19 protein-coding genes and 2 pseudogenes are annotated in these 18460 nt (G+C 61.6%); 14 read left to right on the forward strand and 7 right to left on the reverse strand.

Annotation, left to right across the window (positions count from 1 at the left end; all coding sequences use genetic code 11):
* On the reverse strand, positions 1 to 1116 hold a 1116-nt coding region (locus AC1DKV_RS37110; RefSeq protein ID WP_477139390.1), incomplete at its 3' end, for an HAD-IC family P-type ATPase.
* Positions 1117 to 1349: 233 nt separating this feature from the next.
* Positions 1350 to 2948, reverse strand: coding sequence for a SagB/ThcOx family dehydrogenase (locus tag AC1DKV_RS37115; RefSeq protein ID WP_477139391.1), 1599 nt, complete (start codon positions 2946 to 2948; stop codon positions 1350 to 1352).
* Between the two features lie 231 nt (positions 2949 to 3179).
* Between AC1DKV_RS37115 and AC1DKV_RS37120 the strand changes: the two genes are divergently transcribed.
* Complete coding sequence (locus AC1DKV_RS37120) at positions 3180 to 3326, forward strand: hypothetical protein (RefSeq protein ID WP_441623734.1); 147 nt, start codon at positions 3180 to 3182, stop codon at positions 3324 to 3326.
* A 30-nt stretch (positions 3327 to 3356) separates the two neighbouring features.
* Positions 3357 to 3660 (forward strand): annotated as a pseudogene (locus AC1DKV_RS37125) (tyrosine-type recombinase/integrase); the annotation flags it as partial.
* 216 nt (positions 3661 to 3876) lie between these two features.
* Here the strand turns inward: AC1DKV_RS37125 and AC1DKV_RS37130 are convergent.
* Positions 3877 to 4224 (reverse strand): hypothetical protein, encoded by a 348-nt coding sequence (locus AC1DKV_RS37130; RefSeq protein ID WP_441623735.1) that lies wholly within the window; start codon positions 4222 to 4224, stop codon positions 3877 to 3879.
* A gap of 174 nt (positions 4225 to 4398) precedes the next feature.
* Here AC1DKV_RS37130 and AC1DKV_RS37135 point away from each other — a divergent pair.
* Together AC1DKV_RS37135 and AC1DKV_RS37140 are read left to right on the forward strand one after the other, a co-directional pair.
* Positions 4399 to 4608, forward strand: a pseudogene (locus AC1DKV_RS37135) (tyrosine-type recombinase/integrase); the annotation flags it as partial.
* A gap of 121 nt (positions 4609 to 4729) precedes the next feature.
* On the forward strand, positions 4730 to 5203 hold the full coding sequence (locus AC1DKV_RS37140; RefSeq protein WP_477139392.1) for a ProQ/FinO family protein: 474 nt from the start codon (positions 4730 to 4732) through the stop codon (positions 5201 to 5203).
* Between the two features lie 923 nt (positions 5204 to 6126).
* On the opposite strand, the gene AC1DKV_RS37145 is transcribed toward AC1DKV_RS37140, so the two are convergent.
* The 3 genes from AC1DKV_RS37145 to AC1DKV_RS37155 form a co-directional block, all read right to left on the reverse strand.
* Positions 6127 to 6432 carry a helix-turn-helix domain-containing protein gene (locus AC1DKV_RS37145; RefSeq protein WP_441623738.1) on the reverse strand — a complete coding sequence of 102 codons (306 nt, stop codon included), beginning with the start codon at positions 6430 to 6432 and terminating at the stop codon, positions 6127 to 6129.
* Positions 6425 to 6802 (reverse strand): type II toxin-antitoxin system RelE/ParE family toxin, encoded by a 378-nt coding sequence (locus AC1DKV_RS37150; RefSeq protein ID WP_441623740.1) that lies wholly within the window; start codon positions 6800 to 6802, stop codon positions 6425 to 6427. Before AC1DKV_RS37150 ends, AC1DKV_RS37145 begins: the two co-directional genes overlap by 8 nt.
* 79 nt (positions 6803 to 6881) lie before the next feature.
* Positions 6882 to 7226, reverse strand: coding sequence for a tyrosine-type recombinase/integrase (locus AC1DKV_RS37155; RefSeq protein ID WP_441623742.1), 345 nt, complete (start codon positions 7224 to 7226; stop codon positions 6882 to 6884).
* Between the two features lie 351 nt (positions 7227 to 7577).
* Here AC1DKV_RS37155 and AC1DKV_RS37160 point away from each other — a divergent pair, with 351 nt between their 5' ends.
* The 5 genes from AC1DKV_RS37160 to AC1DKV_RS37180 are packed head-to-tail and all read left to right on the forward strand — an operon-like array spanning position 7578 to position 12439.
* Positions 7578 to 8291 (forward strand): GntR family transcriptional regulator, encoded by a 714-nt coding sequence (locus tag AC1DKV_RS37160; RefSeq protein WP_477139393.1) that lies wholly within the window; start codon positions 7578 to 7580, stop codon positions 8289 to 8291.
* Between the two features lie 39 nt (positions 8292 to 8330).
* The gene (locus AC1DKV_RS37165; protein ID WP_477139394.1) at positions 8331 to 9326 is read left to right on the forward strand and encodes a Bug family tripartite tricarboxylate transporter substrate binding protein; all 996 of its coding nucleotides are present in this window, start codon (positions 8331 to 8333) and stop codon (positions 9324 to 9326) included.
* A gap of 21 nt (positions 9327 to 9347) precedes the next feature.
* Positions 9348 to 10571 carry a CaiB/BaiF CoA transferase family protein gene (locus AC1DKV_RS37170; protein ID WP_477139395.1) on the forward strand — a complete coding sequence of 408 codons (1224 nt, stop codon included), beginning with the start codon at positions 9348 to 9350 and terminating at the stop codon, positions 10569 to 10571.
* Between the two features lie 55 nt (positions 10572 to 10626).
* Positions 10627 to 10848 carry a biotin/lipoyl-binding carrier protein gene (locus AC1DKV_RS37175; RefSeq protein ID WP_441623749.1) on the forward strand — a complete coding sequence of 74 codons (222 nt, stop codon included), beginning with the start codon at positions 10627 to 10629 and terminating at the stop codon, positions 10846 to 10848.
* A gap of 10 nt (positions 10849 to 10858) precedes the next feature.
* The gene (locus AC1DKV_RS37180) at positions 10859 to 12439 is read left to right on the forward strand and encodes an acyl-CoA carboxylase subunit beta (RefSeq protein ID WP_477139396.1); all 1581 of its coding nucleotides are present in this window, start codon (positions 10859 to 10861) and stop codon (positions 12437 to 12439) included.
* 36 nt (positions 12440 to 12475) lie between these two features.
* Here the strand turns inward: AC1DKV_RS37180 and AC1DKV_RS37185 are convergent, their stop codons facing one another.
* Positions 12476 to 12940, reverse strand: a complete 465-nt coding sequence (locus AC1DKV_RS37185) for a MarR family winged helix-turn-helix transcriptional regulator (RefSeq protein WP_441623752.1) — start codon at positions 12938 to 12940, stop codon at positions 12476 to 12478.
* A gap of 52 nt (positions 12941 to 12992) precedes the next feature.
* On the opposite strand from AC1DKV_RS37185, the gene AC1DKV_RS37190 reads away from it, so the two are divergent.
* The 5 genes from AC1DKV_RS37190 to AC1DKV_RS37210 form a co-directional block, all read left to right on the forward strand.
* Positions 12993 to 14030: an FAS1-like dehydratase domain-containing protein gene (locus AC1DKV_RS37190; protein ID WP_477139397.1), complete on the forward strand. Its 1038-nt coding sequence runs from the start codon at positions 12993 to 12995 to the stop codon at positions 14028 to 14030.
* Between the two features lie 131 nt (positions 14031 to 14161).
* A complete protein-coding gene (locus AC1DKV_RS37195) occupies positions 14162 to 15121 on the forward strand; it encodes a Bug family tripartite tricarboxylate transporter substrate binding protein (protein ID WP_441623755.1) in 960 nt (319 codons plus the stop codon).
* 20 nt (positions 15122 to 15141) lie between these two features.
* Positions 15142 to 16674 (forward strand): acyl-CoA carboxylase subunit beta, encoded by a 1533-nt coding sequence (locus AC1DKV_RS37200; RefSeq protein ID WP_477139398.1) that lies wholly within the window; start codon positions 15142 to 15144, stop codon positions 16672 to 16674.
* Positions 16675 to 16687: 13 nt separating this feature from the next.
* Entirely contained in the window at positions 16688 to 18037 is a 1350-nt protein-coding gene (locus tag AC1DKV_RS37205; protein WP_477139399.1) for an acetyl-CoA carboxylase biotin carboxylase subunit, read from the forward strand.
* Positions 18038 to 18265: 228 nt separating this feature from the next.
* Positions 18266 to 18460, forward strand: a 195-nt coding sequence (locus tag AC1DKV_RS37210; RefSeq protein WP_477139400.1) for a helix-turn-helix domain-containing protein, incomplete at its 3' end; no start/stop codon positions are given.

Consider the following 18460-nt stretch of genomic DNA (forward strand, 5'->3'; position numbering starts at 1 on the left):
CTTCAATCCAGTTTCGAAGAAGCTATTGAGATAGGCCAGTTCCAGTACCCGTTGGCAGGGACGGCCATCCGCATCCACATGCCRTTCCATATGGATCTTCGCTTCGGTCAACGTGCCCGTCTTGTCTGTGCACAAGACATCCATTGAACCCAAGTCCTGAATGGCTGCCAGACGCTTCACGATCATGTGCCGCGCGGCCATGCGCAGCGCACCCCGCGACAAGGTGACCGATACCACCATGGGTAGCAGTTCCGGCGTCAAACCGACAGCCAGGGCCACTGCGAACAGGAAGGACTCTAGCCAGGGCTTGTGAAACAAGGTGTTCACGAGCAGGACAAACATGACCATCAGGATGGTCAGCCGCATGATCAACATGCCGAAGCGGCGGGCACCTAGTTCGAACGACGTCGGTGGTGGCTGGCGCGAAATGCTGTCGGCGATTTCCCCGATAGCAGTGGCGACTCCCGTCTTGATCACAAGTATCCGGGCACTGCCGCTGATCACCGATGTGCCCATGAACACTGCATTAGTCGCCTCCTGAAGTTCCACGGCACCATCGGACAGGACGCCTGGGCGCTTTTCCACCGGGTAAGATTCGCCGGTGAGCAGCGCCTGCTTAACGAAGAAGTCGCATGCTTCCAGCACTCGTCCGTCCGCCGGAATCAAATCCCCTGCTGAAAGCAATACGAGGTCGCCTGGCACCACCTGGGTCAACGGGATCTCCAGCGATTCGCCATCACGCATTACGTTTGCCCGTACGGAAACCGATTGCCGCAGCTTATCCGCTGCCGCGTTGGCCCGGTACTCCTGGACAAAATCCAGAGTGACGCTCAGCAGAACGATAAGGCTGATKATAAGAAAATTTGTGAGCTCCCCGGTAAATGCGGACACCGCGCTGGCGACGAGGAGGATGATGACAAGCGGATTCTTGAAGCGGGTGAAGTACTGCAGCAGCAGCGATTGTCCCCGCCGCTCGCGGAACACGTTTGGTCCGTATTTGGCGAGCCGGGCTTGGGCTTGCGCACCTGACAAGCCCGTGGCGGCTGCGGCGAGGTCCGCCGTCCCGGCCGTGAGCGTATCAAGCCACCAGGGGCGAAGCTTCGGATCTACCTGCATTTCAGTACCCCCCGGTCGGCGCGTCGCGGATTAGCACTAGTTTGCCATTCTGTCATMGCGGTACCTCCAAAGAGAGACGTTAGAGGCTCCACTTGTAGTGGTATAAGTTGTAGCGTTGCTCGCCATTTGTGCAACGCTCCCATAGCGGATACCACCGTGCTCGCTGCCTGGACGGCGGTGCTTTCAGTTTGCCAAGGTGCCTGTCCCACGAATTGGAACGTAGCACTTTCGAATCAAGGCTGAACCTCATACGGTGCAAATGTAGACAAGCGCTGATCGACCACGGCGCCCCCGACGGTAAAGTGATACAGGCTTTGCCAAGCGTGATMCTTGATTCCMAGCATGGCGTGCATTTCATCATCGAAAAAACAGCCAATTCCCGTAGCGCGCGCTCCGGATGCTTCGGCTTCAAKATAGAGCGCCTGGCCAAGGATGCCGCATTCCCAGAAAAGATGGCGATATCGCCATGGTTGCTTCAGGGCGATTTCGAAATTTGCGAGCATTCCCAGCGCAAAGCAGGAATCGGCGGCGATGTCCTGGTGACAACAGATCAACTTTGCCACCGCGCGTAAATCGTAAGGCAGCAGAAAATAGAGCGGCAGATGGACCGGTCCAGTCTTTTGCCACAGCCATTCTGGGCGCATAGCCTGCTTGAGGCTAGGCAGCGCCCCGGAATGTCTCACTAGCACATACAGGCCCGGCTCCAGATCGTCTACGCGGTGCACCAATAGYGCCGGATGCACCGCGACTGGAGACATCAGCGTATTCCACGGTGGCGCATCGCTACGTACCAACAGGCATGCCAGCATGGCGAAAAAAGCCGCGGCGGTGATGCGCGTCGTACCATCGAAACTCACAGCGCTGCGGCGCTGCCGAGCGATTCGGGCAAAGCTCAGATCAAKGGCGGGCGTCGCGGACCACAGTTGCGGCTCCGGATCTAGCGAGCTCGGTTCGCGAGTACGAGACTTGTGCGTGGCGCGATGGATCGAATCGATGTCMGGCCAACTCTCATGTCCCGTGCTTAGTTGATTCGCGTATCCGTACCAGTGCGCCTTATCCAAAGCAGCCTGCAGGCACCCAGGGTCCGGCTGTGCTTCAAGATTCCCGATCCAAAGCAGGGCATCCGGCACCTCTGGTTCGGCCGGTCCAAAATCCTCGCGGCGGTTCAATCCAAGCAATGCGGCCAGCGCGTCATCCGCAGCCGCCTCCACCAGCCGCGTCTGCCAGCCGAGAGCTGCCGCGGCGTAACTCACTGCCGCGATAGCATGGCCGCAGTCATGCTGGCAGTAGCGCCATGCGCGCATTCCGTATTTCCACGCCTCGCGCCAGTGAATCGAGCTGATGCCGACCAGGATACCGCCGCCTGCAAACGCCTCGGTCCATCGAGGATCATCCACTTCAGCGCGATGCTCAAGTACATGGTCGCGGCTCAGGTAATGGTAGACCCCGCCAGCCAAGCCAGGCAGAGCCGGACACAAAAGATAGCCCTCGGTCGGATGCAGATTCCCGCTCGAAGGATTGCAGCGCAGTGACCATCGCTGAGCACCGGAGGATTTGCACGCTGACAGGCCGAGTGAAAGTTCAAACAGGATTGCCACGGTACGAAGACTGAATCTTTGCGCGGGAGGCAGAGTGCCGCAGCGCAGCTCGTTGTAGCGTGCGGCCAATGTGTCCGCGACCAATGGCAGAGCAATCCGCGGTGTGCCTTGAAACGCCCGGAACGGGTCTGGCTGGGTTGCCCAGTCGAGCCCTCCGGGGCCGGGAGCGTAGCGGTTGATACGATGCTTGCTGCGTTCGTGATATTCAAGCAACACCTGCGTTAATCGGCTCATGTGCCTTCAGCCCAGGAATGCTGATTTCGTATTATGGATCCTTCTCGGCCACCTGGCGTCGCGGCGATAAGTGAGCGCATCGAAGTACAGGGAGGGCCATTTCCTCGGCAGTGGGCGCAACTGGCAGGGAGTTGGTCGGGCGCCCACCAGTTGAGTAACCCTTGTTGGGAATCTAGTCGCAAAAGCGTATTCTTAAACTAACAGCAGACCATAAGCAACGACAAGGCACTCATGAAGTACGCCCCCGTACCTCTGGCCCCGAAAAAGCGCTCGACAACATCGAGAAAGCGCCAGAGTGAACAACCAGATGAAGGTCGCAAGACTGAGCAACCCGGTCAATTCGATCCGCAAAACAAGCAGATTGCAGATTTGAGCTAGTTCGCGTCGAAGCAGCCGATCATCGGCAAGGAAAAACCCTTGTCACGCGGCGCGCTGCACCTGGTGCTGAAGGAGGTGTTCGGGATGGCTGCCGAGCGCCTGCGCGCGCGGCCCCGAGTGGGAAAGCCGGGCCGCGGTACTGGCCAGCGCGTCGGCGCACTGGTTGCGCCACACGGCGGGGTCGCATATGACGGACCAGCAGGTCGACCTGCGCTTTGTGCGGGACAATTTCTGGCATGCTTCCATCGCCACGACCAGCGCTTATCTGCATACGGAGGACGATGCGCGCCATGAGGCCACGCAGGAACACCACCGGATTGGGTGGACACGTTAGGGCTAGCCCCCCTGCTGGCCCTTCCTCTTATTTCCGCCGGGGGCAAGAACTTATGGAAAACATCCCGTTTCATGACGCGGAATTTCCAACGAGATTGTGAATTTTCCAACGGCGTACCGCTCAGGTGCGCCGTTTTGCCATGGGCGGCAGGAATGCCTTGAGGCAAGCGGAGATGGATTCCGAACACCTTCGCGCCGGCTCAAATCCTGGCTCAATCTAGCGATGAGCGGCGCGCAATGCGCGAATGAGTTTCTGCACTAGCAGTTCATGTTGCTCCAGCGCCTCTTCAAGCGTGCAGGCTCCGTAGCTCTCGTTTTCTTCCGCCACCTTCCCAACAACACGAGTCACGAACAGCGGTGTGTCCTTAGGTGCTGGCTCGGACACCCCGCGGAAACGGGTAGTGACCACGACGCCGCAGTCTTCCATCAGTGTGCGGCGGAAGATCAGTTCGTTTTCAGCCATCCAGCGCGACCACTCGTCCTGGTCCAACACCTGGACAGGCCGGTTCTCCGCATCCAGGATATAGAAACGACTCCATCTGGGTGATAGTGATCGGGATCTCATAGGAGGATGATCGGAGTGCGTTGCAGCCCGTCAATGCTGAATAGTCTCTCTAATCATGCACCCACCGATAAGGCGATTCCATGCCCTGGGCACGGAATCGGATGATTTGTGAGGGTGCCGCGGCCGGAAAGGGATGACTGGCTAACATGTCGCGATCCGGACGTGGTGCGGAGCGCCGCGGTGCTGGCCAGCGCATCGGCGCACTGGTTGCGCCATACCGCGGGGTCGCACATGACCGACYAGCAAGTGGACCTGCGGTTTGTGAGGGACAATTTCGGACACGCTTCCATATCGACCACCAGTGCCTACCTGCATACGGAGGACGATGTCCGCCATCAGGCCACACAGGAACGGCACCAGATCGGCTGGACGCGCGAAGGATGACGGGTGCTCGCTCGCCTTGACCAGGACGCCCGGCTTGGCCAATGCCGCGCGGCGGCGTGGGTGGCACGGCGAATTGCGAGGGACTGCTACAATCTCAGCTCGTATTTAATGGCTGGGCGCGATGGGCTTCGAACAACTGGCGGCACTGAAGGAACAACTGGCAAAGCAAGCCAAGGCCGCGCCACCGGCCAAGGCGCGTCGCGCCCCCCCGAAGGCTTCGGCCCGCCCAGCAAAACCCATTAAGCCCGTCGATCCGGTGCTGCAAGCCATCGTGAAATTGCAGAAACGGTTCCCGCAAACCTTTCCGAAKAATMCTGCGCCCAAGGTGCCGCTCAAGATCGGCATCTTTGAGGATCTCGTCCCGCACGTGCAGGAACTTGGCCTGACGGAGTCGGTGTTGCGCGATGCAATCCGCACCTGGTGCCGCGGCACGCGCTACTGGACCTGCCTGGTGGAAGGTGCCGCGCGCTTAGATTTGACGGGGCAGGCAGCGGGACACGTTGCACCGGCCGATGCGACCCGGGCGCAGGGACTGCAAGCACAGCGTGCGGCGCGAGCGTTATCTCGCCCMGCGACCACGCCGAAGCMCAACTGATCTGATCTGTGATGAGGGTGCCGAGCCGTTGGCGCGGGGTTCGTGCGCCGACCAAGCGCCACCACGATAATTGATGACCGCTCGCGGAGCTGCTTGGTTCGATGCAAGGCCGTCGCCGATCAGAGCGTCGGGGCTGGGGTCCGCGTCAGCGGATCTTCTTTGGCCGACTAATGGGTGTCACGTTAGCCGAAGCACGCCCGTAGCCTCGATGAGATGGATCCCCGGGATTCATAAGGCTATGTCTGAATAAACTGTTGAGATCCAGCTCTGCCCAGCCTAAGCGCCAGGCACCCACGGGGCCAAGAGTCGTTGCGCCCGACTTCCGGTTCCAGCCCTTCACTCGTGGGCGACCGGCTTGGGGACGAACCGTGTGACTCATCCGCAAACGGCGCGCATTTGCAGCGTGGCGAAGCAGTTCCAATGCTCATTCGGCGCTTTACGGTAGACGCGCATCACTTCGCTCAAGTTTTCGCATGACATCAGCATGAAATCCGCCGAATTCTAAGCGCCGCGAGCACTGGGCTGATCGCGCCCTTGCGGCGCGGTGTGCGTGCACAGGCCGGTGACCGGAATGCCTGCTGCCTCCAACCGGAACTGCACTAGCAAGCCTGGCGCTACTTCGATGGCTCGACCCAGTACGTGGCCTTTCCTGACGCATTTCCCCCCTGCGTTTGGCCACTCCCCGCGTTATGTCGCAGGGCTTTGCAGGCAGCGACACATGGCAGTTCCGGGCCGTTTGGCGCAAACGGCCCCGATGTGCGTTTTTAGGGGTAGGCAGCTAAGGAATGAAGGGAGGCGGCGCTTCAGATCAATTGGCGAGCACGGCCTCGCAATGCGCCAGGGAGAGGGATGGTGGTGGGTAGGGAGGTAGGGCTTCAATGATGACGGTGGCCTGCCCCGCCGATCATCCCGCTGTCAGCGGCTCAGGCGAGGGCCTCCAGGCCCTTGCGCTCAACCAGGTTCAACAGTTTCAACGACGGGCCACTCGGGTGCTTCTGTCCCTGCTCCCATTTCTGGACGGTCGTCGGGCTGGTGTTCAGGTAGGCCGCGAACACAGCCTGGCTGGCACGCGTGCGCAGCCGCAGCGCCTTGATCTCGTCGGCCGTGTAGTCCCGCACCGGCGGCAGGCACAGCGCGTCGAACTCGCGCATGGTCTGGGCATCGATGAGCCCAACGTCCGCGAAGTCCCGCGCGGTCTCATTCAGGGTCTTCAACAATTTGCTAGCCATGGTTCACCACCTCGATCAGTTTGCCCTGCGCCAGGGCCACGTCCAACTGGGCCTCAGTCCAACCCAGCACCTCGGCGGCCAACCGCTTCAGCGCCTTGAGTTCCTGCGCGTCAATGTTGTCCCGCTCATTCTTGGCGTAACCGTAGAGGAAGACCGCCCGGTCCCCAATCCGGAATGCCAGCAGGGTGCGGGCACCGCCGCGCTTTCCGCGACCCGGCAACCCCACCCGCTTCTTGTACACGTGGCCACCGAGATCCGCCTCCACGAGGCCCTGTGCCATTTCCGCGACTGCCACGCGCAACACAGCATCGGTCACCCCTTCTTTGGCTGCCCACTGTCGAACAGCCGGGTGGTAAAGAGTCGCATGCACGCCCTAGTCTTATTTAGCTAAATATAGCACTGAGTACCATGGATAGAATCCGGCAAGCAACCCGGGGCACGCGGGGATCCTAATCGTCGCGCTCGTCGGCCAACGCCGCCCACAGCACCGCTTCGACATCGGGCTGATCAAGACCGGCACTCTCACCGCCCTCGCCATCCGCCTCACGCCGCCGGCTGACACCCGGATGCGTCGTCGCATGCACCTGCTGCAATTGCCGGATCGCCACGTGGGTATAGATCTGCGTGGTCGACAGCTCCGCATGCCCCAGCATCGCCTGGATGAAGCGCAGGTCCGCCCCGTTCTCCAGCATCTGCGTGGCCGTGATGTGCCGGAACAGGTGACCGTGGAGCAAACCCACACGAAGCAGGATACGGGTCCGTTGGACTTCGGTGCAGGCACCCCCTCGGAACATTCGCGCAGCGCTCCGCTGGCAGGTGGCCCCGTGTTGCCAAACCCCAGTTTAAGGTTGGGTCAGAAATCCTGGCGATTAATTGCATTCTTCTTCGGCAAAAGGTACGCACCGCGGAGCGAGCGCTGTCCACGTCAGTGCGTGGTTGCGCTGGATGCCGTGCGTAACGGTCAAGCTTCGCAAAGGTCCGCCGGAATTAATGATCGGCAACACTTGGCGCCCAACACGTAGAAAGGCTCTTCCCACCGCGCATCCTGCTATGTAACCAAGTTGGATTACAAACTAGATTACAAATTKGTTTACTGTTCCAGAGTGGCGACCTATAGTTGATCCAACATAACGAGGTGAGCACTAATGAGCGTGGCAGCAAGAACCATCCGTAAGCAGGAAGAACCGGGCCAGAAAGCCGACCGAGGCCCGGCAAAGGCAACCTCCCCGATAGACGTCGCGGCGGAGCTGCGCGCGCGCATCGCAYGGCACGATCTATTGCCGGGAACGAAACTGGTTGAGCAAGAGCTGGCGCAGGAATTTGGCACGACGCGCCCGCGCATCCGCGAGGCGTTTGCTGCGCTGGAACAGCACGGGCTGGTTGAGAGGATTCCAAACCGGGGGGCGATCGTAACCCGCATCAGCTTCGAACAGATCCTGCAGATCTACTGTGCGCGTGAGGCGCTCGAAGGCATGAGCGTACGGCTCGCCGCGCAACTCGCTCCCCCTGGCGAATGGGACGACCTGATTGAACTGTTCGGCGCCCCGATGGAAACCGCGCTGGACAATGGCGACTTCGACTTCTACCTGGATGGCTACGACCGCTTCCGGCAGCGCGTCGTCAAGAACGCCGGGAATCCCATTATCCAAGGCATGCTGGATTCCATTATGGAGCGCACGCAGGCGGTGATTCGCCGCGCCATCGTGCTGCCTGGCCGAGCCAAGCTGGGCTTGGCCCACCACAGGGCAGTGCTGGCCGCGCTTCGGGAGCGCGACGCAGAGAAAGCTGAGGCGATTCGCCGGCAAAGCCTGCGCGAAGCCGCGGAGTATCTCAGCAAATACCGMAAGTTTATTGTTTGACCACTAGAAGACCATAAAAATGAAAAGGAGAMCTGCCCGATGCTGTCGTTCGTCCATCGCGCCGTAGGCGCAGCCGCTCTGGCGCTCGCCGGGCTGGCCCTTTCCCCCGCKCCGGCACATGCGCAAGACAAGTACCCGAGCCGCCCCATCAAGATGTATGTCGGCTTTTCCGCAGGCAGTGCGACGGACATTGTGGCGCGCGTAGTGGCGCAGCACCTCTCGGAGCGACTCGGCCAGTCGATCGTGGTGGAAAACAAGACCGGAGTAGGCGGCAGCTTAGCCGCTGAAGCGGTCGCGCGCGCTGCACCCGATGGCTACACCCTGCTGACAGTTTCCAGTGCCATTGCCGTCAACCCGGCGGTCTACCCCAAGCTTTCGTTCAATATTGAGAAGGACCTCACGCCCATCGTGCTGATTGGCCGCCTGCCAACCGTCCTGTTGGTGAACAACGGCTTTCCCGCCAAATCCCTGGCGGAATTCCTCGCTTATGCGCGTAGCCATCCGAAGAAAGTCAACTATGGCTCGTCCGGCGTAGGAGKCTCCACCCACCTYACCACCGAGTATATGGCGACGCTCACCGGCACGTCGTACACGCACGTGCCGTACCGGGGCAACGCGCAGGCAATTGCCGCGCTACTCGGCGGCGAGATTGATATGGTGACCGATACCATCCTGCTCGCTGCGCCGAACATCCAGGCCAAGCGCGTCCGTGCGCTCGCCATTTCAAGCCAGGCACGTTCCCCACTTGCGCCAGACGTCCCGACATTCGCAGAAGCCGGCCTGCAAGGTTACGACGGCAGCCTGTTCTTCGGCCTTATGGGTCCGAAAGACATGCCGCCGGAGATTGTGGCGCGAGTCAACCGCGAATTCAACGACTTGCTCAAATCCTCCCCGGAGTTACGGCAGCGGCTGCAGTCCGCCGGTGGCCTCGACCTGAGCGGCGGTAGCGTTGCGGGATTCCGCGACATGCTGCACAAGGAGGTGGCGTTGTGGCGCGATGTCGTCAGGACCGCCAACGTAACCGCCCCCCAGTGATGCGCTCCAGAGAGTCCCGACATGCAACGTGATGCAAGCCTCAAGCCCCTCTMCRGCTACACGGTGATTGAACTGGGATCCACCGTCGCCGGCCCATTCTGCGGCAGGCTGCTGGCGGATTTCGGTGCCAGTGTCATCAAGGTAGAAACGCCTGACGGTGATGCCCTGCGCTCGATGGGCAGCCACAAGGACGGCGTTTCGCTTTACGCCCTGTCGATGTTCCGCAACAAGGAACTKATCTCGGTTGACCTGCGCAACGAGGAGGGGCAATCGCTGCTGCGCCAGCTGGTGKACAAGGCAGACTTCGTCATCGAGAACTTCCGGCCCGGCACGCTGGAGCGCTGGGGCCTGTCTTACGAGGCGCTGAGCGCGTCCAATCCCGGCCTCATTATGATCCGCATCAGTGGCTACGGCCAGGATGGCCCGTACAGCCGGCAACCAGGCTACGGCGTCATCGGCGAAGCCCTCAGCGGGCTCCGTTCCATCACGGGCGATCCGGACCGGCCGCCGGCACGCGTGGCCACCTCCCTGTCGGACTACGTCACCGGACTGTATGGCGCTTTCGGCGGCATGCTTGCACTGGAGGCTCGGCACCGCACCGGCAAGGGCCAGATCGTAGACACCGCCTTGGCGGAATGCGCGTTCAGCTTTATGGAACCCCATGTGATGGCCTACGACCAGCTCGGGGTGGTCGCGGAGCGTGCCGGATCGCGCCTGCCAGGCTCCAGCCCTAACAACCTGTACCAGTCAGCCGATGGCTGCTTCATCCACGTGGCAGCATTGGCCGATCCTATCTTCCGCCGCCTGTGCACCGCACTTGGCGCTCCCGGGCTGGCAGACGACCCGCGCTACGTCAGCAACCGGCTGCGCAGCCAGCACAGCGATGAAGTKGATGCCCTGGTGCAGGAATGGGTCGGCGCACGCAGCTATGAGGAAGCTCACCGCCTGCTGGCCGCACACGATATTCCGCACGCGAAGATCTACAACATCGACGATGTCTTCGCCGACCCGCACTTCCGCGCTCGTGAAACCATCACGCGCCGGCCCCATGACCGGCTTGGCATGGTGGCGGTGCCGAACGTGACGCCGCGCCTGTCCGATACGCCAGGCCATGTGGACACGCTGGGCCGCGACACCGGCGCCGACACGGCAGCGGTGCTGCGCCGCATGCTCGGCATGAGCGCGGAATCACTGGCGGGCCTGCACTCACGGGGCGTCATCTTCGACGAGCAGCTGGCCCGTTGATCCCGGAATTCCCAACCTCTGTACTTTCTCTCTGCCGAAAGAAAAGGATGGACTCATGAGTGTCAATGTGAAATCTGAAGTGGTCGGTTCGGTGTGGAAATGCGAATGCGCATCGGGGCAGACCGTGGATGAAGGCGACGTGCTCTTCATCATTGAATCCATGAAGATGGAGATCCCGGTCGAAGCCACGCACGCAGGTAAGGTTTCCGAGGTGCTGGTCAAGGAGGGCGAATCCATCGCCGAGGGACAAATACTTGCCGTGGTCGAACCGGCCTGAGGAGATGGCGATGGACATGAGTCAAACAATTCCCTCGGAAGACCTTCTCGAGCTCGAGCGGCGACGCGAGTTTAGCCTTGCGCTGGGCGGCTCCGAGGCCGTCGAGCGGCATCATGCCGCCGGAAAGCTGACCGTGCGCGAGCGCATCGATGCGCTCGCGGATGCCAACTCGTTCCATGAGGTCGGCCGGCTGACTGGCCAGGGCCACTACGACGAGAACGGCGTGCTGGTCAAGGTCACGCCCGCGCCGTATGTGATGGGCCTGGCAACGGTGGACGGCCGGCCGGTCGCCATCGGCGGCGAGGACTACACCGTCAGGGGCGGCGCAAGCTGGAGCGGCGACCGCAAGAAAGGCGGACAGGGCGKATTCGTGGAGGAACTCGCCCTCCACTACAAGATTCCATTGGTCAATCTCATCGATGGAGTGGGTGGTAGTGTCACCTCCGCGCAGAAGCGCGGCCATACCGTCTTCCCGGGAGTTCATGGCTTTGAAACCTCCGCGGCACTGCTCGGCCAAGTCCCCGTGGTATGTGCCGTGCTGGGAACCGCGGCAGGCGGGCCGGCGGGGCGGGCCATCCTTTCGCACTGGTCGGTCATGGTCAACGGCACCAGCCAGATCTTCGCAGCCGGACCACCGGTGGTGAAGCGCTCGCTCGGCCAAGAAATTTCCAAGGACGAGCTGGGGGGCGCAAAGATTGCCGTCGACCTGGCTGGAGCGGTCGACAACGCCGTCGACAGCGAGGCGGACTGCTTCGAGATGATCCGGCGCTACCTGTCGTACATGCCGCAGAATGTGTGGGAACTCCCGCCTGTCACCGCCTGCGACGATCCCGTCGACCGACGGGACGAGGCACTCGCGACGATCGTGCCGACCGATCGCCGCAAGGCCTATGACATGCGCAAGATCATCCGCATGGTCTTCGACCGCGGCACTCTCTTCGAGATTCAGCCCACTTATGGCAAAGCCGTGATCACGTGCCTGACGCGGCTCAACGGCAAGGTGGTAGGCGTAGTGGCCAGCAACCCCATGGCCTATGGCGGCGCTATCGATGCCAAAGCTGCACGCAAGCAAACGCATTTCATCGAACTCTGCGACACCTTCCATATCCCGCTGGTCTTCCTGGTGGATGTGCCAGGCTTCATGGTGGGCCGCGATGCCGAAGCGCAAGGTACCTTGCGGGAAGGTATGCGCAGCGTCTTCGTGAGTCTTCAGGCCACTGTGCCAATCGCCACGGTTGTGATCCGCAAGTGTTACGGCATGGCCGGCATGGCCGCGACTGACAAGAATGGCTTGGGACTCAAGCTGGCATGGCCGACTGCGGAATGGGGGTCTCTGCCGATCGAAGGTGGTGTGGCTGCGGCATTTCGCCGGGAGATCGCTGATGCGCCGGATCCAGCGGCCAAGGAACGCGAGATCGAGCACCGGCTGCGCCAGCTCGCTTCGCCCTACCGCACCGCGGAAGCCTTTGGCGTGGAAGACATCATCGACCCGCGCGAAACCCGCTACACCCTGAGCCGGTTCATCGATGCGGCGCAAATTGCCTTGAAGACCACGCTTGGGCCGAAGCTGAAACCTGGCGTCCGGCCTTAGCGCAACGATGGCGTGCAGCGCGCGGCCGGAACAGCCTCATCCGTCCTGCCCGCCGTACGCCATCAGCTCCAGTGTGCGGCGTACGATTTCCATTTCGCGGTTGCCAATGCTCTGCGCAATCTCCTGCTCAATCCGATCGATCACGGCATGCATTTGCACAAGGTAGTCCAGTCCAGCGGGCGTGAAGGCGACGATCAACGCGCGCGCATCCGCCTCGTCGACGTGCTTTCTGACCAGGCCCAGTTGCTCAAGCGTGGCCACCACCTGCGAGACGGCCTGCCGCGTGGTACCGGCGCGCTGGGCGATCACGGTACTGCGTGTACCGTCCAGGTCGATGTAGGGCAGCACCATCACGCAGGCATCCGGCACGGCCGGCAGGCCAGAGCCCTCGAGTGACGCCGACACGCGGGCGAGGAAGTTGCGCCGCGCCAGCAGAAGCAATCGGCTCAAGCCACGTTGCCGCGAACGTTGCAACCGTGCGAGTTGCTTGTTACCGATCATCGAATCTCCAGAAACCGATTGACKCGTGCACATGGTAAAGCAGGTTGACAGAATGTCCGCAGAATATTCTCGCCCCGGTACCGCCCTACCGACGCTCGATAAGGGCGCGCTCACATCGAGCCACATCRTCCGCTGGTGCGCCGCCCAGGAAAACTGGGACAAGATCCATTATGACCGGGCCTATGCCCGGGACGTTGCAGACCTTCCCGACACGGTCATCAACGGCGCGCTGAAGCAGCAGTTCCTTGCGCAACTCGCCACAAGCGCTTATGGAGAACACAGCTGGCTGTGGCGGCTTGCCTGCCGCTTCCGTAGTCCCGACCTGGTCGGCCAGCGGCTGCGCGGCGAAGGAAAGGTTCGCGCTGTGGAGCACCAGGCAAGGGTGACTGCGGTGCATCTCGACCTGCACCTGTTCAACGTGGATACTGGAAGCGCGACCACCGAAGGCACTGCCACGGTTCTGCTGCCCGTCAGCAACGCTGACAAACCGCAAACGCTTCCGACGCTTTATATCGAGCCGCGCGAGCCACTGCAAATGGGCATTGCATCGCAAGGCGTCGACGAAAATGTGCCGGCATCGATCCGACGCCACATCGGCACGGAGATCGAGCATATTGTTTCCTTCAACCCAGTGGAAGCCGGCCGCTTGCGCCTATTCGCCGAAGCAGTGATGGGCTTGCCCGCGTATCACCACGATCCCCACGCCGCGCGCAGCAGCGTCCACGGCGGCCTGGTCGCTCCCGCCCTGTTTCCGGTGCACGCGATGTCCTGGCCGGCAGGTGCGCATGAACTCGACACGGAGCCAGGCGCATTGGGACGCGAAGCGGTATGCGAGGTCGGCCGCACGTTTGCCAAACGCTTCAGCCTGGCGCCCCAAGGGTTGCTCAATGGTGGCACCACCGCTTGCATTCACGCTCTGGCGAGGCCGGGTGACATTGTTCAGGCAAGCAGTCGGCTGGCCGGCGTGCGGTGCAGGACAGGCCGTCGCGGAGAGCGCATGCTGGTCTTCGATACAGAGAACCGTTACGAAACGACAGCCGGCCAGCTTCTGGTTCACGAGCGACAGACCATTTTGCATCGGTTGATGTAAAGATCTTTCGCGGCCCGGAGCGTGGTGCCGCAGGACGACACACACGGAGGTAGCACGCTGCATTAGTAAAGTAACTTGACATTATGTGACGCCATTTCTACGCTGGCTTTCACCACCTGGGAGACACCAACATGAGGATGCGATTGTGGGGACTTGCAGCACTGATCGTTGCCAGCCTGGTAACGGGACACGTAGCCGCGCAGGACTGGCCAGCGAAGCCTATTCGTCTTGTCGTGCCATACGCGCCAGGCGGAACCAATGACAGGCTGGCACGCGAGTATGCGGAGTTCCTGCGCAAGAAGCTCGCGCAGGCCGTGGTGGTGGAGAACCGCCCGGGCGCCTCAACCAACATCGGCAGCGAGCTAGTCGCCAAGGCCGAGCCGGACGGCTATACATTCCTGATCGGCATCGACGGCCTGGCTACCAACCGGTTTACCGGCCCCGTTCCGACATTCGACCCACAGAAGGAACTGGCGCCGGTAAGCCTGCTGACCCGCGTGCCGTGCCTGATCGCCGCAAACAACAATTTTGCGGCGTCAAGTATCACGGACATGATCACGCTGGCCCGCGGCAATCCCGAGCGCTACTCGATCTCCAGCGCCTCGCTAGTACTGCAGGTAGGGTTGCTCAACTCAGGCTCGAAGATCCGCCTTAACCATGTTCCTTACAAGGGGGGCGCGCAGGCCTCCGGCGATGCCATAGGTGGGCAGGTGGATATGGTGATTGCCAACGTACCGGTACTGGCCCCATTCGTGCGCGGTAGCAAGCTGCGGCCGCTTGCGGTCAGTTCGGCAACGCGCAGCGCGGCGTTCCCCGATGTGCCGACTCTGAAGGAGAGCGGCATGTCTGACGCGGTTTTCTCGAACTGGTACGGCGTATTCGCTCCCGCTGGAACGCCGGAGCGGATTATCTCGCGCATGGCTGCCCTGTCCCGGCAGTTTGTCGAGGATCCCGCGATCAACAGGCAACTGACCAGCGAGGGCTACCAGCTTGAGGCGTCGACTCCGGCGGAACTGGCCGCACTGCTGGTCACCGAAGGCGCCTCCGCCAGCCGGTTCGTCGCAGCAAACCCGGCACTTTTCAAACGATGAGCAACAGGGGAGACACAGGAATGGCATTCGAATCGCTGATCGACGAACTCTCACAACGCGAGGCGCGCGCCCGGCAGATGGGTGGCCAGGAAAAGCTTGCACACCGCAAAGCCGCAGGCGTCATGAACGCACGCGAGCGCATTGATTACCTGGTGGACGCGGGCAGCTTCCTGGAATCTGGCCTGCTTGCCACATCGTACCGGCCCGAGGTCCGCGACCGATCCCCCGCCGATGGCAAGATCGCTGGTTACGCGCGCCTGGATGGCCGCGACGTCGCCCTGGTTTCGAATGATTTCACGGTGCTTGGCGCGTCGAGCAGCACTGTCAATGGCAACAAGATCGCGCATATGAAATCCATGGCGACCCGGCGCGGCCTGCCAATGGTCTTTCTCGGCGAGTCCACTGGCGCTCGCATGCCCGATACCATGGGCGCACGCGGCATTGGCTCAGGCGACCGTCCAACGCAATACCTGCGCACTCGTGAGACCCCGTGGGCCTCCGCCGTGCTCGGACATTGTTATGGCTCATCAAGCTGGTATGCAGCGTTGGCGGATTTTTCGGTCATGCGCAAGGGCGCCGTCATGGCCGTGTCCAGTGTMAAGCTCACCTCAATGGCGATCGGCGAGGAAGTCGATCCTGAGGCTTTGGGCGGATGGGAGATGCTGACTGGCGTATCGGGCCTTGTGGACATGGCAGCCGATACAGATGAAGAGGCTCTGGATGCGGTCAAACGCTTTCTGTCCTACCTGCCCAGCCACCACAACGAAGCCCCCSCGGTGCACCCGGTGCCCGCAGGCTCTGGCAATGAAGCGCATCGCATCCTCGACATCGTTCCCGAGTCCCGCACTCGGGTCTACGACGTGCGCAAGATCATTCCGCTGATCGTCGACAAGGGCAGCATGTTCGAACTGAAGGCCCGCTACGGCAAGTCGGTGGTGACGGCACTGGCCCGCATCGACGGTCGAAGTGTGGGGGTCATCGCCAATAATCCGATCGCCAAAGGCGGCGCTATCGATGTCGACGCGTGCAACAAGGCAACCAGCTTCATGGTGCTGTGCGATTCGTTCAATATTCCGTTGGTCTTCATGACTGACCAGCCGGGATTCCTGATCGGCATCGAAGGCGAGCGCCGCGGCGCCGTCGGCAGGGTGATGAACTGGATGAATGCCCTCTCGCTGGTCACTGTGCCGAAGATTGCCATCATTATGCGCAAATCGTATGGTCAGGCCGTGCTCAACATGGGCGGCGCCGGTAATGCCGACGAGTTGATTGCCTGGGTATCCGCCGAAGTCAATTTCATGGACCCGCGTTCTGGCGTCACTATCGTGCATGGCGTGAAGCAAGAAGATGACCCCGAACTCTACGCMACCCTCCTGCGCCAGATGGAGAGCGACACCTCCGCCTGGGACATGGGCGCAGCTTACTCGGCGCACATGGTCATTAACCCGGTCGATACGCGCCAAACGCTGTCGCGCTTGCTCGAAGTACACCGGCTGCGGCTCACTGGAGGCGTGGGTCAGCACCTCATGCGCACCTGGCCCACCAGCTACTAAAGGAGACCAATCCATGCGAACCGTACTGATTGCCAACCGGGGGGCCGTGGCTGCCCGCGTGCTGCGCACCCTGCAACGAATGGGGCTGCGCTCGGTCGTAGTCTACTCCGAAGCCGACCGCGATTTTCCTTACGTCCAACAGGCGGATGAAGCTTACTGCATTGGCCCAGGGCCGGCAGTGCAAAGCTATCTAAACGAAGGCGCCCTGTTCGACGTGATGCGCCGCTCGCGCGCCGATGCCGTGCATCCCGGATACGGCTTTCTGTCCGAAAATGCAGGCTTTGCGAGAAGCGTGGAGGCTGCCGGACTGACGTTCATCGGCCCGAGCCCGCACTGGATCGATGCCATGGGCCATAAGACGCGGGCGCGTACGCTGATGGCCGAGCATGGCATGCCAATGTGCCGGTCCTCTGAAGTGGTCGGCGAAGATCCCCGAGATATTGAAGCAGCCGGCGCAGCCGTGGGCTACCCGGTGCTGGTGAAGCCCGCCGGCGGTGGCGGCGGTATCGGCATGGTCGCCGCGCAGGACCCCACCTCGCTGGTCGAGGCGGTGACGCGCGCACGGGCCTTGGCCCAACGCAGCTTCGGCAACGGCGATGTCTATCTCGAGCAACTCTTCGAACGGCCACGGCATATCGAATTCCAGATTCTGGCCGACCGGCACGGGAACGCTCGCCATCTGTTTGAGCGCGATTGCTCGGTGCAGCGCCGTCACCAGAAAGTCATCGAGGAAGCGTGTGCGCCGGCCCTGCCGCCCGGCGAAGCGGACGAGATCGCCAACCGGGTGGCCCGTCTGCTGGGCAAGCTGGGCTACGACGTCATCGGTACGGTCGAGATGCTGCGCGGCAGCGATGGTAGCTACAGTTTTCTTGAGATGAACACCCGCCTGCAAGTTGAGCACGCTGTGACTGAAGCGGTGACCGGCATCGATCTGGTCGAGGCCCAGATCCGCTTGGCCGCCGGGGAGTATCTACGTGATGTCCTGTCCGCGCCGGTTCGGGTAGAGGGCCATGCTATCGAACTGCGCATCTACGCCGAGGATCMGGTGCGCTTCTTCCCCTCGCCAGGCACCCTGCAGGTATTCCATCTGCCGTCGGGCCCGGGAATTCGCGTCGAGACCGGCTATGCGGAAGGCAATACGGTCAGTCCCTACTACGACCCCATGATCGCCAAGATCATCGTCCATGCTTCAGATCGGCAAGCAGCGATCGCGCTGGCACGCGAGGCATTGTCCGCAACCGACATTGTTGGCGTCAAAACCAACTTGCCGTTGCTACAGCGCATGCTGGCTTACGCTCCCTGGCTCGCAGGCGAACTGCACACCGGTCTGATCAACGATCTGCTCGTATCGCAAAAGACTTGATTGTGGCGCTGAGAATGGCATAGTTCGAGCGGAACGCCCAGACCGTGAATGCCTCGCCTTCGCCGGGGCATCGGCGTCAAACTCCAACKAAGCGGCGCCGCCTCAGGGCGTCATCGATTCGTTCTGGCGCCTCCCCGGCACCGCTAGTACAACATCCCGTAAATAGCTTGAATAAATAATCGCCTCGGATATCATGGCGGGATGAGTCGAGGCCGCCATGCAACGCCAGTGAAGTTGGCGAAGAAAGAAAGACAGGAACTGTTATCGCTGATCGAGCGCAAGACGGCGCCGCAGCGAGATGTGATGCGCGCGCGAATCGCGTTGTGGGCCCACGAGGGCCACGCCAATACAGCCATTGCGCGGGAACTGGATGTCTCGGTGCAAACGGTCTGCCTGTGGCGCAAGCGTATTGCCCAGCAAGGT

The sequence above is a fragment of the Cupriavidus sp. 05T41 genome (genome assembly GCF_056396525.1).

Bases quoted from the DNA above. Each gene is read 5' to 3' on its own strand.
- AC1DKV_RS37185 (WP_441623752.1), bottom strand. From the start codon at position 12,940: ATGATCGGTAACAAGCAACTCGCACGGTTGCAACGTTCGCGGCAACGT.
- AC1DKV_RS37195 (WP_441623755.1), top strand. From the start codon at position 14,162: ATGAGGATGCGATTGTGGGGACTTGCAGCACTGATCGTTGCCAGCCTG.
- AC1DKV_RS37175 (WP_441623749.1), top strand. From the start codon at position 10,627: ATGAGTGTCAATGTGAAATCTGAAGTGGTCGGTTCGGTGTGGAAATGC.
- AC1DKV_RS37120 (WP_441623734.1), top strand. From the start codon at position 3,180: ATGAAGTACGCCCCCGTACCTCTGGCCCCGAAAAAGCGCTCGACAACA.
- AC1DKV_RS37130 (WP_441623735.1), bottom strand. From the start codon at position 4,224: ATGAGATCCCGATCACTATCACCCAGATGGAGTCGTTTCTATATCCTG.
- AC1DKV_RS37155 (WP_441623742.1), bottom strand. From the start codon at position 7,226: ATGTTCCGAGGGGGTGCCTGCACCGAAGTCCAACGGACCCGTATCCTG.
- AC1DKV_RS37145 (WP_441623738.1), bottom strand. From the start codon at position 6,432: ATGGCTAGCAAATTGTTGAAGACCCTGAATGAGACCGCGCGGGACTTC.